This window comes from Polaromonas sp. P1_F1 (assembly GCF_056405795.1).
Window position 1 is genome coordinate 503,973 of record NZ_JBFUBJ010000001.1, and the last position, 13,684, is coordinate 517,656.

17 protein-coding genes are annotated in these 13,684 nt (G+C 60.5%); 4 read left to right on the plus strand and 13 right to left on the minus strand.

Features of this window, described 5'->3' with window-relative positions:
• The first annotated feature begins 69 nt into the window (after positions 1-69).
• The 3 genes from AC1DZE_RS02485 to rpoH all read left to right on the plus strand — a co-directional run bounded on the left by AC1DZE_RS02485 (position 70) and on the right by rpoH (position 2,283).
• A complete protein-coding gene (locus AC1DZE_RS02485; RefSeq protein ID WP_477668297.1) occupies positions 70-534 on the plus strand; it encodes an Mpo1 family 2-hydroxy fatty acid dioxygenase in 465 nt (154 codons plus the stop codon).
• 69 nt (positions 535-603) lie between these two features.
• Positions 604-897: a hypothetical protein gene (locus tag AC1DZE_RS02490; protein ID WP_457282211.1), complete on the plus strand. Its 294-nt coding sequence runs from the start codon at positions 604-606 to the stop codon at positions 895-897.
• Between the two features lie 456 nt (positions 898-1,353).
• On the plus strand, positions 1,354-2,283 hold the full coding sequence (gene rpoH / locus AC1DZE_RS02495; protein WP_477668916.1) for an RNA polymerase sigma factor RpoH: 930 nt from the start codon (positions 1,354-1,356) through the stop codon (positions 2,281-2,283).
• A gap of 90 nt (positions 2,284-2,373) precedes the next feature.
• On the opposite strand, the gene AC1DZE_RS02500 is transcribed toward rpoH, so the two are convergent.
• The 5 genes from AC1DZE_RS02500 to AC1DZE_RS02520 all read right to left on the minus strand — a co-directional run bounded on the left by AC1DZE_RS02500 (position 2,374) and on the right by AC1DZE_RS02520 (position 6,710).
• Positions 2,374-3,012, minus strand: coding sequence for an SCO family protein (locus tag AC1DZE_RS02500; protein WP_477668298.1), 639 nt, complete (start codon positions 3,010-3,012; stop codon positions 2,374-2,376).
• 9 nt (positions 3,013-3,021) lie between these two features.
• Positions 3,022-3,939, minus strand: a complete 918-nt coding sequence (gene cyoE, locus AC1DZE_RS02505; RefSeq protein WP_477668299.1) for a heme o synthase — start codon at positions 3,937-3,939, stop codon at positions 3,022-3,024.
• A 9-nt stretch (positions 3,940-3,948) separates the two neighbouring features.
• The gene (locus AC1DZE_RS02510; RefSeq protein WP_477671941.1) at positions 3,949-5,082 is read right to left on the minus strand and encodes a COX15/CtaA family protein; all 1,134 of its coding nucleotides are present in this window, start codon (positions 5,080-5,082) and stop codon (positions 3,949-3,951) included.
• Between the two features lie 141 nt (positions 5,083-5,223).
• Entirely contained in the window at positions 5,224-5,856 is a 633-nt protein-coding gene (locus AC1DZE_RS02515) for a hypothetical protein (RefSeq protein ID WP_477668917.1), read from the minus strand.
• A 101-nt stretch (positions 5,857-5,957) separates the two neighbouring features.
• Positions 5,958-6,710, minus strand: a complete 753-nt coding sequence (locus AC1DZE_RS02520; RefSeq protein ID WP_477668301.1) for an SURF1 family protein — start codon at positions 6,708-6,710, stop codon at positions 5,958-5,960.
• Between the two features lie 18 nt (positions 6,711-6,728).
• Between AC1DZE_RS02520 and AC1DZE_RS02525 the strand changes: the two genes are divergently transcribed.
• Entirely contained in the window at positions 6,729-6,968 is a 240-nt protein-coding gene (locus AC1DZE_RS02525; RefSeq protein WP_457282216.1) for a twin transmembrane helix small protein, read from the plus strand.
• Positions 6,969-7,051: 83 nt separating this feature from the next.
• Here AC1DZE_RS02525 and AC1DZE_RS02530 read toward each other — a convergent pair whose 3' ends face one another.
• The 8 genes from AC1DZE_RS02530 to AC1DZE_RS02565 form a co-directional block, all read right to left on the minus strand.
• Positions 7,052-7,969: a cytochrome c oxidase subunit 3 gene (locus AC1DZE_RS02530; protein WP_457282217.1), complete on the minus strand. Its 918-nt coding sequence runs from the start codon at positions 7,967-7,969 to the stop codon at positions 7,052-7,054.
• 79 nt (positions 7,970-8,048) lie between these two features.
• On the minus strand, positions 8,049-8,258 hold the full coding sequence (locus AC1DZE_RS02535) for a DUF2970 domain-containing protein (protein ID WP_477668302.1): 210 nt from the start codon (positions 8,256-8,258) through the stop codon (positions 8,049-8,051).
• On the minus strand, positions 8,255-8,866 hold the full coding sequence (locus AC1DZE_RS02540; protein ID WP_477666770.1) for a cytochrome c oxidase assembly protein: 612 nt from the start codon (positions 8,864-8,866) through the stop codon (positions 8,255-8,257). Before AC1DZE_RS02540 ends, AC1DZE_RS02535 begins: the two co-directional genes overlap by 4 nt.
• 40 nt (positions 8,867-8,906) lie before the next feature.
• Positions 8,907-9,020 (minus strand): cytochrome oxidase small assembly protein, encoded by a 114-nt coding sequence (locus AC1DZE_RS02545; protein WP_411883660.1) that lies wholly within the window; start codon positions 9,018-9,020, stop codon positions 8,907-8,909.
• Positions 9,021-9,041: 21 nt separating this feature from the next.
• Entirely contained in the window at positions 9,042-10,676 is a 1,635-nt protein-coding gene (gene ctaD / locus AC1DZE_RS02550; protein ID WP_477666660.1) for a cytochrome c oxidase subunit I, read from the minus strand.
• 97 nt (positions 10,677-10,773) lie between these two features.
• Positions 10,774-11,949 (minus strand): cytochrome c oxidase subunit II, encoded by a 1,176-nt coding sequence (gene coxB / locus AC1DZE_RS02555; protein WP_477668918.1) that lies wholly within the window; start codon positions 11,947-11,949, stop codon positions 10,774-10,776.
• A gap of 136 nt (positions 11,950-12,085) precedes the next feature.
• On the minus strand, positions 12,086-12,586 hold the full coding sequence (locus AC1DZE_RS02560) for a DUF2244 domain-containing protein (RefSeq protein WP_477668303.1): 501 nt from the start codon (positions 12,584-12,586) through the stop codon (positions 12,086-12,088).
• A gap of 169 nt (positions 12,587-12,755) precedes the next feature.
• The gene (locus tag AC1DZE_RS02565; RefSeq protein WP_477668304.1) at positions 12,756-13,658 is read right to left on the minus strand and encodes a biotin synthase; all 903 of its coding nucleotides are present in this window, start codon (positions 13,656-13,658) and stop codon (positions 12,756-12,758) included.
• Positions 13,659-13,684: the final 26 nt, after the last annotated feature.

Here is a 13,684-nt window from a genome sequence, read left to right on the forward strand (position 1 = left end):
ACACCACTCCGGTTCTGGTGGCCTGGCGGAAAATCCGCCCAGAGGCGATCCCCGCCACTGGAGACATACATGAACGACATAGCGGATATTCCCGTTACCGTTACCGGGCCACGCAAGGTTGACCAGCTGCTGGTGCACTACGGCGAAAGCCACCAGAACCCGCGCAACGAACTGATCCATTTCATTGCCATCCCGCTCATCATGCTGAGCCTGGTCGGCATGCTGTTTGCGCTTCACCCCTATGTCGCGTATGTGTTTGTCGCGGCCAGCATGGTCTACTACGCGCGCTTGTCGGCGATGTTCTTTATGACCATGGCGGTCTGGTCGGTGCTGTTTCTGGGCCTGGTGTTCGCCATGGGACCATTGGTATTGCCGATCTGTGTCGGCATTTTTGTGGGCGCCTGGATCCTGCAATTCATCGGCCACAAGATCGAGGGGAAAAAGCCTTCTTTCTTTGAAGACATCCAGTACCTCTGGGTCGGGCCGCTGTTTGTGCTGAGCAAGCTGTTTGGCAAGCTGGGTATACGCTGGTGATTCATCCAGCTTGAAAACACCCGGGCGGCCTCCATCTTGGAGGTTTAATTCTTTTCACGGGTACCTCGCTTGATCAGCAAAATTCTGCGTTTCTTCCTCAAGCTCCTGTTTGGCATCTTCGCGGCGGTGTTTGCCGTCAGCCTGCTGGTCGCGGCCCTGATTGTCGTGGCGCTGAGCCTCCTGAAGTCGCTCGTCACCGGCCGCAAGCCGGCGCCGGCGATGGTGTTTGGCCGCTTCCAGCGCTATTCGCCCCAAGGCATGTGGCCGGGTGGGGCCGCCCAAGGCAACCCGGCCAGCCCCCGTGCCGGCGACGTGGTGGACGTCGAAGTCCGCGAAGTGCGTGACGACAAGCGCCTGCCGTAATACCTGCGAGTTCGGATTTGGGCTGGCTGGCGGCTGAAAACCATGGATTTGCTACTAAATTCATAGCTGCTTGCGCCCGTCCAGCTTGGATAAAAGGCCAAATTTACTCTCCGGAATTGGCAAAAAAACTGGCGCACAGCCCGTTTGAATTCGTTGTCAAATATGGCTTCAGCCCAATACACACGGGCGCAAGGAGCTATCAAATAGATAGCGGCCGTACCCACTTTGGGATAACGGCGGCATCCATACAAATCGATACCGCGCATTTACAAGGCAGAAACCAATCCCCCTGAACCAATGGCCCACAATGCGGCTCATACCAAGGGTTTTCACTTATTAGCCTTGCGCTATCCGAGTCATTGAACCTATTGCTTAGCACTCTCTCCAACAGAGTGCTAATATTTAGCACCAGACGAAAGGAGTCTTGCTGTGTCTTATGCTCTTTCCCCCGCTTCCCTGACCGCTGTCGTGCCGAAATCGGGCGCGTCCACAGCCGTCAACCCCTGGTCGCTGGTGCCCCCGCTGGGCAACCTGGACGCTTATATTTCCGCCGTAAACCGTCTCCCCATGCTCACCCTGGAGCAGGAGCAGGAATTTGCCAAAAATCTCAAGGAAAACAACGATCTCGACGCTGCCGGTAAGTTAGTGCTCTCTCACTTGCGCCTGGTGGTCTCGATTTCGCGCAAATACCTGGGTTATGGGCTGCCGCACGGCGACCTGATCCAGGAAGGCAACATCGGCCTGATGAAGGCAGTCAAACGCTTCGACCCGGACCAGAACGTGCGCCTGGTGAGCTATGCCATGCACTGGATCAAGGCCGAGATCCATGAGTACATCCTGAAAAACTGGCGCATGGTCAAGGTCGCGACGACCAAGGCCCAGCGCAAGCTGTTTTTCAACCTGCGCTCGATGAAGCAGGGTTTCAAGGACGACGCCGACGTGGCGACACACCGCGACACGCTGACCGAAGGCCAGATCGATTCGATGGCCAAGACGCTGAACGTCAAGCGTGAGGAAGTCATCGAGATGGAGCAGCGTATGTCGGGCGGCGACGTGCTGCTGGACCCAAGCCCGAGCGACGACGGCGAAGACGCCTTTGGCCCGATCGCCTACCTGGCCGACGCGACCCAGGAACCGACGGCACTGATGGAGTCGCGCCAGCGTGACAACCTGGCTTCAGACGGCATCACCGCAGCGCTGGAAGATCTCGACCCACGGTCGCGCCGCATTGTAGAAGAGCGCTGGCTCAAGGTGAACGACGACGGGTCAGGCGGCATGACGCTGCACGACCTGGCCGACGAGTACAAGGTAAGCGCCGAACGGATTCGCCAGATCGAAGTGGCAGCCATGAAGAAAATGAAGAAGGTGCTGGCCGCCTACGCTTAATACCTGCAGGTACGCGTTTTAAAAGAAAGCCCGCACAGCAATGTGCGGGCTTCTTTCTTTTCCGGTCGCAACGCTGCGGGACGGATCGACTCAGGATTTGAGCAGCAGGCGAATGTCGGACGCCAGCGCCTCAGCGCCGCTACCGTAGCGGTTGTACAGGCGGATGCGCCCCTGGCCGTCGAAGATATAGCTGCCGGCGGAATGGTCCATGGTGTAGCTGCCGGGTGTCTTGCCATCGACCTTTTTGTAATACACCTTGAAGTCCTTGGCGACCTGGGGCAGCTGGTCCAGTGTGGGCCGCAGCGCCACAAAGGTCGGGTCGAAATTGCCCATGTAGGCCTTGAGCAGTTCGGGCGTATCGCGCTCCGGGTCGACCGTGATGAAGATTGCCTGCAGCTTGTCGCCATCAGCGCCCAGCAGCTTCTTGACCTGCGCCAACTCGGCCATGGAGGTCGGGCAAACGTCGGGGCATTGCGTGAAGCCGAAGAACACCACGACCACCTTGCCGGCAAAGTCTTTCAGCGTGCGCGCTTGGCCATTGTGGTCGGCCAGCGTGAAGCCCTGCGCGTAGTCGGCGCCGGTGAGGTCAATGCTCTTGAACTGCGGTTTGTCCGGTGCGCATGCAGTAAAAATGCCTGCAGCGCCCACTGCAAGTGCGCAAGCAGCTATTGTTTTAATAGCAGATCGTCGAACGGGTGAGGCAGCCTGCGGCGTGCGGTGGGACTTCATGGTGGGAGCCTAAAGATAGTGGTCAAGCAGCAGCGCTGCGAACAGCACCGAGAGATGAATCAGTGAAAACCGGAATGTCTTGCGTGCCAGCGCGTCGGAGTAGTTGCGCCACAGGCGAAAGCCATACCAGCTGAAGCCGATGCTGAGCGCGACAGCGACAACGAGGTAGGGCCAGCCGCTCATCTTGAAAATGAAGGGCATCAGGCAGGCGGGGAACAACACCAGCGTGTAGAGAAACACCTGCAGCCGAGTGAACTCATTGCCGTGGGTAACGGGCAGCATGGGCAGGCCGGACTTGCGGTAGTCTTCCACGCGGTAGAGTGCCAGCGCCCAAAAGTGCGGCGGTGTCCAGAGAAAAATAATGAGAAAAAGAATCAGCGCCTCCGGGCCGACCGACCCCGTCATGGCAGCCCAGCCCAGCACCGGCGGCATGGCGCCTGAAGCACCGCCAATCACGATGTTCTGCGGCGTCATCGGTTTGAGGATGACGGTGTAGACCACCGCGTAGCCGATGAAGGTGGCAAAAGTCAGCCACATGGTGAGCGGGTTCACCCATGCATAAAGAATCCACGAACCAAGCGCGCACAATGCGGCCGAAAAAGACAGCGTGAGCGAATTGCTGAGCTCGCCCTTGGCGGTGGGCCGCCAGGCGGTGCGCCGCATGCGCGAGTCGATTTGCTGCTCGACCAGGCAGTTGAAGGCGGCGGCAGCCCCTGCAACCAGCCAGATGCCGGCGCAGGCGATCAGCGCGAGCCGGACATCCGGCCACGACGGAATACCGGGAACGGCCAGCACCATGCCGATCAATGCGCAAAACACAATGAGCTGCACAACGCGCGGCTTGGTCAGCGCATAGAACTGCGCGAACCTGGAAGAGGCGCGGGGCGAGGCAGAAGCCGGAGCGGCGGAGGGAGTACTGGGGTTCATGGGAAGTCGCTAGGCATTCAATTTTGACGCATGTGCTGCGAAGGTCCCGCTGCGGCTGGAAAAGACCACGCCGCTGAGCACAATGACGAGGGCTGCCGCACCGCCGGTATGCATGACCGCAGCGAACAGGGGCCAGCCCAGTACGGCGTTGCTGATGCCCGTGACAGCCTGCAGCAGGATGAGCCCGGCCAACCATCGCGCGGACAAGCGATACGCGGACATGCGGTGCAGGCAAAAGGCGAGGACGAGGAATACGGCAAACACGAGATAGGCCACCAGGCGGTGCACATAGTGAATGGCGGTGAGCGCCTCAAAGCTGATATTGGCGCCGTCATGGCCCGCACCGAGTTCGCGCCACAGCGTGAAGCCCTGGCGAAAGTCCATGGCCGGCCAGAGTGAACCTTGGCAACCCGGAAAATCTGTGCAGGCCAGCACGGCATAGTTGGTGCTGACCCAGCCACCCAGGGCAATTTGCACCCAGAACAAGGCGAAGGCAGCGATCACGGCAAGGCGCAAGCCGGCAGAAAGCGTCGTAGCGTTGGCGCCGTGCACCTGCGCATACCGCACAGCCTGCGCACGCAACAAGGCCAACAACACCAAGCCCCCCAGCAAGTGCAGCGTGACGATGGCCGGAAACAACTTCATGGTCACGGTGAGCGCGCCGAACGCGCCCTGCAGGCACACCCAGATCAGTGTGACAGCAGGCCACCAAAATGAGACAGGTGTGCGCTTGCGCTCCAGCCAGCTTGTCACCGCGAGCGTAAGAATAAGCACGCCAACGCCGGTCGCCAGATAGCGGTGGATCATCTCGATCCAGGCCTTGGAATGCGTGACTGGGCCGGTCGGCATCGCAGTCCGCGCAGCTTCGATGTGCATCTGCGCGCCAACCGGACTCGCGCTGCCGTAACAACCAGGCCAGTCGGGGCATCCCAGACCGGAGTCAGTGAGCCGCGTGAACGCGCCGAAGATCACCAGATCAAACGTGAGGAACAGTGTCACCAGCGTCAGCACCCGCAAACGCTGCGCCACCGGCGCATTCTTGTTGTGCACCCAAACCCAGGCCAGAGGCCCCAGCGCCACCACCAGCCCCATGATCATCAGGCGCAGGGCGGGGCTCAGGTCGTAGAGGTTTTGTGGAGTCATGTTTAAAGCCAACCACTCACTGCTATGCGCACCGGGATTTCAGGCCAGCATGAGCCGTGGAACCGGCTTTGCCGGGCCACAGGCGGGCGACCCCCTCGGGGGGCAGCGCATTACACGAAGTGAAAAGCGTGGGGGCCATATTCACCGGCCTTCTTTGTCCCAGCTGCTCGAGGCACGCAGCAGGCGCTCCAGATCGCGCTTGGCCTTGGCGGCGGCGGCGACGTCCATGTCGGCCGGGAAACGCATCATCCAGTTGCCGATGGGGTCGACCAGATAGAGATGATCCTCCAGCCGCTGGCCCGCAGCGGGCTCCAGCCACTTCGCGAGTTCAGCTGGCGCCACACGCAGCACCGCCGACGAAGCCAGCGCGGGGAGCAAGGCATCACGCACCGGCGCTTCGTCCACCACCAGCCAGACGCGGTCCAGGCGCTCTTTTTCCTTGCCGAGGGACTCGCGCAGCTGGCGCTGGAAATACAGGTTCTGCTCGCACCGCGCACCGCAGGCGCCGCCGGCCACACTGATGAGCAGCCACTGGTCCTTCAGTGCCGTCAGCGTGCCGGCGCGGCCGTCCAGCGAGCGAGTGGCCAGCGGCGGCAAGGGTCGCTGCGGGTCAATCAACTCACCAAAGTTGCGGCGGCCTTCGGGCCGGATCAGGTAGTAGGTGACGTAAGACGCGATGACCGGCGCCGCGCACACCAACAGCACGGCCAGCATTTTCCAGCGGCCTGCCACGGTGCTGGGCGCGCGCGTACTGGACTGATCCAGCACAGGCATGGCATGCACGGTCAGACCCAGGGGCTGGTCTTGCAGTCCGGCTGCAGCAGCGTGGACGGGAGGAGTATCAGGGGTATGAGGGGTAGCAGGCGTATCGTTTGTCACGGCAATTGATCGCGGCGTTTGCCGCGCATGTGGGTACGAAAAGGAAGGACCAGCTGAAACCAGCCATACAAAAGAACCACCAGACCGCAAAGGCCGAACCACTGGAAGGCATAACCGTAGTGCTTGTCCACGCCCAGGTTGGGCGCGGCCCACTCACGCAGCAGGCCTTCGCTGGGCGCACCGGTCTGCAGCAGTGAGACATCCAGCAGCGGCAGGCCGGTTTGCGCCCGGAAAGCAGGCAAGTCGAGATTTTGCCGTATGCGCCCACCCTCGGCACCCTGGAACTCATAGAGCCTGGAAGGCGGCGGGGCCATACGGCCCTCAACTGTCACGATGCCTGGCGGGGTGGTGACCTCCGGAAGGCGTGTACGGTCGGCAAAGTTGCGCGGTACCCAGCCACGCTGCACCAGGATGGCCTGCGGGCTGCCCTCCAGCACCAGCGGCGTCACCACCAAAAAACCCGTCTTGCCGCTCATGGGCCTGTTGTCGAGATACACCGTGTGCTCGGCGCGCCAGCTTCCCTTGAGGATGGCTGGCCGGTGAATGTCATCAGCGAGGCGCTGGCTGGCAAGCAGCGAACGCACATCCAGCGCGGGAAGCCCACCTTTGGAATCGACAGCTGCCTGCAATGCTTCCTTTTGCGCGGCGCGGCGCAGCTGCCATTGGCCCAGCGAAAAGGTTGTGCCGGCCACCACCAGTGCGGCCACCGTGAGAATCCAGAAGCGAGGGGAGTGCAAAGCACTTGTCATGAGCCGATAATCCTGTTCATGACTTACCTGATCGCACTGGCGTTTATCGCCATTTTTGCCAGCCTGGCCTCCGCACTGTTTTTCATGCTCAGGGGCGGCAAGGGCAGTGAAGGCGCCGAAAGCAGCAAACGCAAAAACAGCAACATGGCGCGCGCACTGGCGTTCCGTATCGGGTTTTCTGTGTTGCTGTTTGTTTGCATTCTGATTGCGTGGAAGCTTGGTTATATCCAGCCCACCGGCATCCCTGCTGGTAAATAACAGCCACTCTGAGTGGCGGAATAAAGAACAAAGGCCGCATCAAGCGGCCTTTGGTTGAGCGGCCTGAGCCGCTGTTGGTTCCCTTACAACCAGTACACCAGGATGTAGAGGCCCAGCCACACCACATCCACAAAGTGCCAGTACCAGGCAGCGCCTTCAAAGCCGAAATGCTTTTCAGGGGTGAAATGGCCTTTGTGCAGGCGCAGCGTGATGAACAGCAGCATCAGCATGCCGACAAACACGTGAAAGCCATGAAAGCCCGTGAGCAGGAAGAAGGTCGAGCCGTAGACGCCCGAAGACAGCTTCAGGTTCATCTCGTGGTACGCATGAAAGTACTCATAGCCCTGCACGAACAGGAAGACCACGCCGAGCGCAACCGTCGCCCACATGAAGGCGATGGTGCGGGCACGCTTGCCTTCAATCAGCGCGTGGTGGGCGATGGTGATGGTGACACCGGAGCTCAGCAGCAGTGCCGTATTGACCGTTGGCAGGGAGCCCATGATGCTAGCCCAGATGCCGCCGCCAATTGCCAGCGGCTTCATGGCCGTGAATGCTTCGACGATGTCGGCGGGCGATGTCGTGGCGCCGGGCACGATAGACGGCCATGCCGCCTTGAAATCAGGCCAGAGCAACGCGTTTTCCAGGCTACCCAGTGCGGGCAAGGAGTGCGAGCGGGCCCACCACAGCGCGGTGAAGAAGGCACCGAAGAACATCACTTCCGAGAAAATAAACCAGCTCATGCTCCAGCGGAAGGACATGTCGATCTTGCGGCCGTACATGCCGCCTTCGCTTTCGGCGATGGACTGGCTGAACCAGCGGAACAACGTGACCAACCACCACACCATACCGAAGGCCAACGACCATTTGCCCCAGTCGGCGCCATTGATCCACTGGCCGGCGCCCAAGATGACAAAAAACAGGCCGATAGATGCCATCACCGGATGGCTCGATGGGCTGGGGACGAAGTAGTGGGGGGTTGACCCGTGGGTTGCTGATGACATCGCTCGACTCCTGTTTTTCTCTCGAATTTCCAAATAATCTTTTAACTTGTACCGTGGGGCATTGTGAGGATGCCGCGCTTTAGCGCGCGACCATCCACTTCGCCAGCAGCACCAGGACTGCGACAAACACGACCACGGCAATCAGCCCGACCACAATGATGTGGAGAGGGCTCAAATTCCTCACGTCTTCTTCGTAGTCGCCGCGTGCACGCAGGCCTACAAAGGACCAGGCCACAGCCTTGACCGTGCGCCAAAAAGAGGGTTTGCGGGGGGTTGCGGCCATGCTCATGCGCCTGCCTGTTTTTCAGGTGGTACGGCGGCAGTCGTTGCCTTGGGCGTGACGGGCGCAGCCGGCGTCTTGCCGCCCACTTCAAAGAAGGTGTAGGACAGCGTGATCGTGCTCACGTCTTTCGACAGTTTCGGGTCGATCACGAAGGCCACGGGCCACTGCTTTTTCTCACCGGGCGCCAGGGTGTACTGGCTGAAGCAGAAGCACTCAAGCTTGTTGAAATGCGCACCGGCCTGCGCGGGAGCGTAGCTGGGGATGGCCTGGGCGGACATGGTTCGGTCCTGCACATTCTGGAATTCGTACATCACAGTGGTCAGCTCGCCCGGGTGAACCTGCAGCGTGTTCTGCGCGGGCTTGAAATGCCAGGGGCCGCGCGTGTTCGCATCAAACTCAACCGTGATGGTGCGCGTGCGGTCTACCTGCGTATTGGCCGGCAAATTGGGCGTCGCACCAGGGATCTGGCGGTCGGACAGGGCCAGCACGTTGATGCCGGTCATCTCGCAAATCGCCTTGTAGATGGGCACCAGCGCATAACCGAAGCCGAACATGCCGAGCACGATCACGGCCAGCTTGCCCATCATGTTGAAGTTTTCGCGCTTGAGCCGCATCACATCGGTACTGGTTTGAGACTGAGGTCGACCTGGCTGCTCAATGGCTCAGGAAAATCATCTTGGCCATGAAGCCGGCAAAAAAGACCAGCGCGACCGAAGCCAGGATCAGCGCCAGCTTCAGGTTGCTCTTCTTTTGTTCGGGTGTCGTCATGGCGATTACCGTTGAGTTCAATCAGCCGATCACGCGGGTTGCCGAGGCATCCAGCTTGGGCGGTGTTTCATAGGTGTGGAAAGGTGCAGGCGATGGGACTTCCCACTCGAGACCTTCGGCGCCCTTGCCGCCTTCGTCCACCCAGGGATTCTGCCTGGCAGGTGCGCCCTTGCCGCGCATCGTGGGAACCACAATGAACAGGAAGAAGTACAGCTGGGCAAATCCGAAGAAGAACGCGCCCACGCTGGCCACGGCATTGAAATCCGCGAACTGCATGGGGTAGTCGGCATAGCGGCGCGGCATGCCGGCCAGGCCCAGGAAGTGCATCGGGAAGAAGGTCACGTTGAAGGAAATCAGCGACCACCAGAAGTGGATCTTGCCGCGGGTTTCGTTGTACATGACGCCGGTCCATTTGGGCGACCAGTAGTAGTAGCCGGCAAACAGGGCGTAGAGCGAACCAGCCACCAGCACGTAGTGGAAGTGAGCCACCACGTAGTAAGTGTCCTGCAATTGCGTGTCGATCGGTGCGACCGAAAGGATCACACCCGTCAGACCGCCGATGGTGAACACGAAGATGAAGCCCACTGCAAATAGCATGGGGGTTTCAAAGGTCATGGAGCCGCGCCACATCGTGGCGATCCAGTTGAACACCTTCACGCCCGTGGGCACGGCGATCAGCATGGTGGAGTACATGAAGAACAGCTGGCCCGTGACTGGCATGCCGGTGGTGAACATGTGGTGCGCCCACACAACGAAGCTCAGGATGGCGATGGAGCCAGTGGCGTACACCATGGAGGCGTAGCCAAACAGGCGCTTGCGCGAGAAAGCCGGGATGATCTGGCTGATGATGCCGAAGGCCGGCAAGATCATGATGTAAACCTCGGGGTGGCCGAAGAACCAGAAGATGTGCTGGTACATCACCGGGTCGCCACCGCCGGCGGGGTTGAAGAAGCTGGTGCCGAAGTGGCGGTCAGTCAGCGTCATGGTGATGGCGCCTGCGAGCACCGGCATCACGGCGATCAGCAGGTAGGCGGTGATCAGCCAGGTCCAGCAGAACATCGGCATCTTCATCAGCGTCATGCCGGGAGCGCGCATGTTGAGGATGGTGACGATGATATTGATCGAACCCATGATGGACGAAGCACCCAGGATGTGCATCGCAAAAATACCGGCGTCCATGGACGGGCCCATTTGCAACGTGAGCGGCGCGTAGAGCGTCCAGCCCGCGGCGGGTGCGCCACCAGGCATGAAGAACGACCCCACCAGCATGATGCCCGCCGGGATCAACAGCCAGAAGCTGAAGTTGTTCATACGGGCAAAAGCCATGTCAGCCGCGCCGATCTGCAGCGGGATCATCCAGTTGGCGAAACCCACGAAGGCCGGCATGATGGCGCCGAACACCATGATCAGGCCGTGCATGGTGGTGAGCTGGTTGAACAGTTCGGGGTTGACCAGTTGCAGGCCGGGCTGGAACAGCTCCGCGCGGATCAGCAGGGCCAGCACGCCACCGAACATCAGCATGAAGAAGCTGAACAACAGGTACAGCGTGCCAATATCCTTGTGGTTGGTCGCAAACACCCAGCGACGCCAGCCCGTCGGGGCATGGTGATCGTGGTCATCATGTGCGTGATCGTGATGGTCTAGAACTGCACTCATCTTGGCTTCCTTTGGTGGCTTGTGCCTGTAGCTTGTCTTTTGCGGCCGGCAAGGTCACGCCGGCGAAATGATGGAATCTGCGGGTAACGCCTGAGGCTTACTTGCGAGCCGCCTGGATTTCAGCAGGCTGGACGATCTGGCCGGTCTGGTTGGACCAGTTGTTCTTGGAGTAGCTGATCACGGCGGCGAGGTCGGTGTCGCTCAGCGCCTTCCAGGAAGGCATGGCGCCACCGGCGGCCCCATTGAGCACGGTCTGGATCTGCTTCTTGTGGTCTGCGTCGAGAACAATCGGCGAGCCGTCCAGCGGCTTGATCGGGCCAGCGCCCTTGCCGTTGGCCTGGTGGCAGGCGGCGCAATTGGCAGCGTACACTTTTTCACCGCGCGCCTTCAGGTCAACCAGCGTCCAGACTTTGGAAGGATCATCCGCCTTGGCTGCGGCTTCCTTGGCCTTGATCGCGACCCATGCACTGTAATCGGCTGCAGACACAACCCTCACATGGATGGGCATGTAGGCGTGTTCCTTGCCGCAGAGTTCCTGGCATTGGCCGTAGAAGTCGCCGACTTGCTCGGCACGGAACCAGGTGTCACGCACAAAACCGGGGATCGCATCCTGCTTGATGCCGAAGGCCGGCACCGCGAAGGCGTGGATCACGTCGCTGGCGGTGGTGATGATGCGGATTTTCTTGTTGACGGGAACAACCAGCGGGTTGTCGACCTTGAGCAGGTAGTTGTCGGGAGCTTCGCCGGCCTTGGGGCCGCCGTTGTCGGACATTTCGCGGTGCGTGTTGTCGAGTGTGGAGACAAAGCCGATGCCTTCGCCTTCGCCCTTGATGTAGTCGTAGCCCCATTTCCACTGGATGCCGGTGGCCTTGATGGTGAGGTCGGCGGCGGTGGTGTCCTTCTGGGCGACCAGCACCTTGGTGGCCGGAAGGGCCATGGCGATCACGATGATGAAGGGGACGATGGTCCAGGCAATTTCAACAGCAGTAGATTCGTGGAAATTGGCCGATTTGTGGCCGACCGACTTGCGGTGCTTGAGGATGGAATAAAACATCACCCCGAAAACAGCCACAAAAATCACGAGGCAGATGGCCATCATGAACCAGTGCAGCCATTGCTGCTCGGCGGCGATTTTGGTGGCAGCCGGATGCAGGTTCAGCTGATTGACGGCCGGGCCGCCCTTCAGGTCGTTGACGGCGTAAGCGGCGGTGCTGACCCAGGCGACCGCAGATGCCAGAATTGCGCCTGCATGCTGCATGCCAAGCCGTGTCATTTTGCTCATGGTGTTGCTTACGTTCATCGTGATCACTTTTTCTGCTTCAATTACCGACCAAATTAACCGGCTGATTATAAAGTTAGCGGCAAGCCCTCCTGCCGCACCTGAACTGACACAAGTCTTTCAGGAACTGTCAAACACTCCGCAACGCCATGCGAATCTCGCGGGCCAGCGCGGGCCGCAGCTCTGGCCGTACATGCCGCCCGACCTGGACAGACCGCCCCTGCCCGGACACCTCAATCAGCGACCCATCCCCATCCTTGGGCTCGATCCGGACCCATTCGCGGTTGAATTCAGCCCGCTCCGTGCGCCCTGCCGTTTCCAGCTCCACCACCAGCCGCTCGCCCTGAAGGACGATTTTTTCACCGTCGCCCGCATGCCTGGCATACGCCACAAAAGCAGCCCCCACCGCTATCAGCTCGATCCAGGCAAAAGGCATCACCATGGTGGCGCCCTTCAGCCAGAAAAATCCGGCAATACCCAGTGAAACACCGCACAAAGACACATACAGCCAGCCCAATTGGGCCGGTGTGAGTGAACAGTGACGCTTGAGAAGCCACAGCACAGCATCGTGGCTGTGGGCGCCCTGTGCGGGCAAGGTGGCAAAACGAAACGCTGGTGTTGGCTGCAGCATGTGGCAACCCTCAAAAAAACTGCGGTTAACGCTGGGCATTGACCGCATGAGGCTTGGGAACATACCCAAAAATTCAGCTTTGAATTGTAGCCGGGTTTACCTTGCCGCCCCTTCTGAAAACCCATCCACACCGGGGATTGGGCGCGGCTGCGCAACACCTGCCGGGCACCTAGCCGCCGGAGCGCTGGCCCTGCAGCATGCTGCGCATATCGGCGACCGACACCGCGCTGAGCGGACTGACCTTGATCCGCGGCGGCGCCTTGAGCGCGTGGCCATAAATGATTTCAAAGGTGAGGGACAACCGCCCGTCTTCGCCCCTGACGAGATGGCGGGACAGCGCGCTTTCAAGCTGCGCCTTCCAGGCCCGGCTCCGCAGGGCAGGAAACCGCGCCGGGTGAAAATTGCGGCCCAGCTCCCTGATGTCTTCCAGCAGCCTCGCGGGGGTCGCATAGGTGAGCGTGATGCGCTCCATGTCCATCACCGGCTCCGCAAACCCCGTCTGCACCAGCATGTCGCCCCAGTCATGCATGTCGGTCAGTTCATGCCCGGCCGGCGGCCAGCCCAGCTGCGCATATACCTCGCGCAACTCCTTCGCGGTATCCGGGCCCAGGCAGGAAAACATCAGAAAACCGTCCACCTTCAGCGCCTGGTGCCAGCGCGCCAGCAGGGCCTGCGGATCGGCCGATTCGTGCAGCGCCATGTTGGCCCAGAGCATGTCGGCAGTTCCTGCCGGTGGCGCCTCAAAGCGTATGGGGGCCGCCAGCCAACGGCGCGGATTCCACCACGGTTTTGCTATATTTTTGATAGCTTCTTGCGCACGTCCAGAGCTGCTTTCAACCACAAAACACCTTGATTTTGGGTATGCCCCGGCCAGTTTTTCCTGCGCCTGGATCCCTCCACGCAATGCTCCCCAGTGCACCCACGCACGCGGCTGCAGCTTGATCCATTGCAACCGGTCCATCATGCGCCGCGCCACTTCTTCATGAAGCCACGGCGAGGCCAGTGGAGCGGTGCGGTCCCAGCGGCTGACGGCGATCGGGTCGAGCGTGGGTGGGCGCTGTGTAGGGGTCATGAAAGGGAGCAAAAAGGGCAAAGGAA

Excerpts from the sequence above, each read along its gene's own strand:
- AC1DZE_RS02485 (WP_477668297.1), top strand. The coding sequence starts at position 70 with ATGAACGACATAGCGGATATTCCCGTTACCGTTACCGGGCCACGCAAG.
- AC1DZE_RS02535 (WP_477668302.1), bottom strand. The coding sequence starts at position 8,258 with ATGAGCATGGCCGCAACCCCCCGCAAACCCTCTTTTTGGCGCACGGTC.
- AC1DZE_RS02525 (WP_457282216.1), top strand. The coding sequence starts at position 6,729 with ATGACTTACCTGATCGCACTGGCGTTTATCGCCATTTTTGCCAGCCTG.
- AC1DZE_RS02530 (WP_457282217.1), bottom strand. The coding sequence starts at position 7,969 with ATGTCATCAGCAACCCACGGGTCAACCCCCCACTACTTCGTCCCCAGC.
- AC1DZE_RS02515 (WP_477668917.1), bottom strand. The coding sequence starts at position 5,856 with ATGCCTGTGCTGGATCAGTCCAGTACGCGCGCGCCCAGCACCGTGGCA.
- AC1DZE_RS02545 (WP_411883660.1), bottom strand. The coding sequence starts at position 9,020 with ATGACGACACCCGAACAAAAGAAGAGCAACCTGAAGCTGGCGCTGATC.
- AC1DZE_RS02565 (WP_477668304.1), bottom strand. The coding sequence starts at position 13,658 with ATGACCCCTACACAGCGCCCACCCACGCTCGACCCGATCGCCGTCAGC.
- AC1DZE_RS02500 (WP_477668298.1), bottom strand. The coding sequence starts at position 3,012 with ATGAAGTCCCACCGCACGCCGCAGGCTGCCTCACCCGTTCGACGATCT.
- coxB (WP_477668918.1), bottom strand. The coding sequence starts at position 11,949 with ATGACACGGCTTGGCATGCAGCATGCAGGCGCAATTCTGGCATCTGCG.
- AC1DZE_RS02510 (WP_477671941.1), bottom strand. The coding sequence starts at position 5,082 with ATGACTCCACAAAACCTCTACGACCTGAGCCCCGCCCTGCGCCTGATG.
- ctaD (WP_477666660.1), bottom strand. The coding sequence starts at position 10,676 with ATGAGTGCAGTTCTAGACCATCACGATCACGCACATGATGACCACGAT.
- AC1DZE_RS02540 (WP_477666770.1), bottom strand. The coding sequence starts at position 8,866 with ATGCGGCTCAAGCGCGAAAACTTCAACATGATGGGCAAGCTGGCCGTG.
- AC1DZE_RS02520 (WP_477668301.1), bottom strand. The coding sequence starts at position 6,710 with ATGACAAGTGCTTTGCACTCCCCTCGCTTCTGGATTCTCACGGTGGCC.
- AC1DZE_RS02560 (WP_477668303.1), bottom strand. The coding sequence starts at position 12,586 with ATGCTGCAGCCAACACCAGCGTTTCGTTTTGCCACCTTGCCCGCACAG.
- cyoE (WP_477668299.1), bottom strand. The coding sequence starts at position 3,939 with ATGAACCCCAGTACTCCCTCCGCCGCTCCGGCTTCTGCCTCGCCCCGC.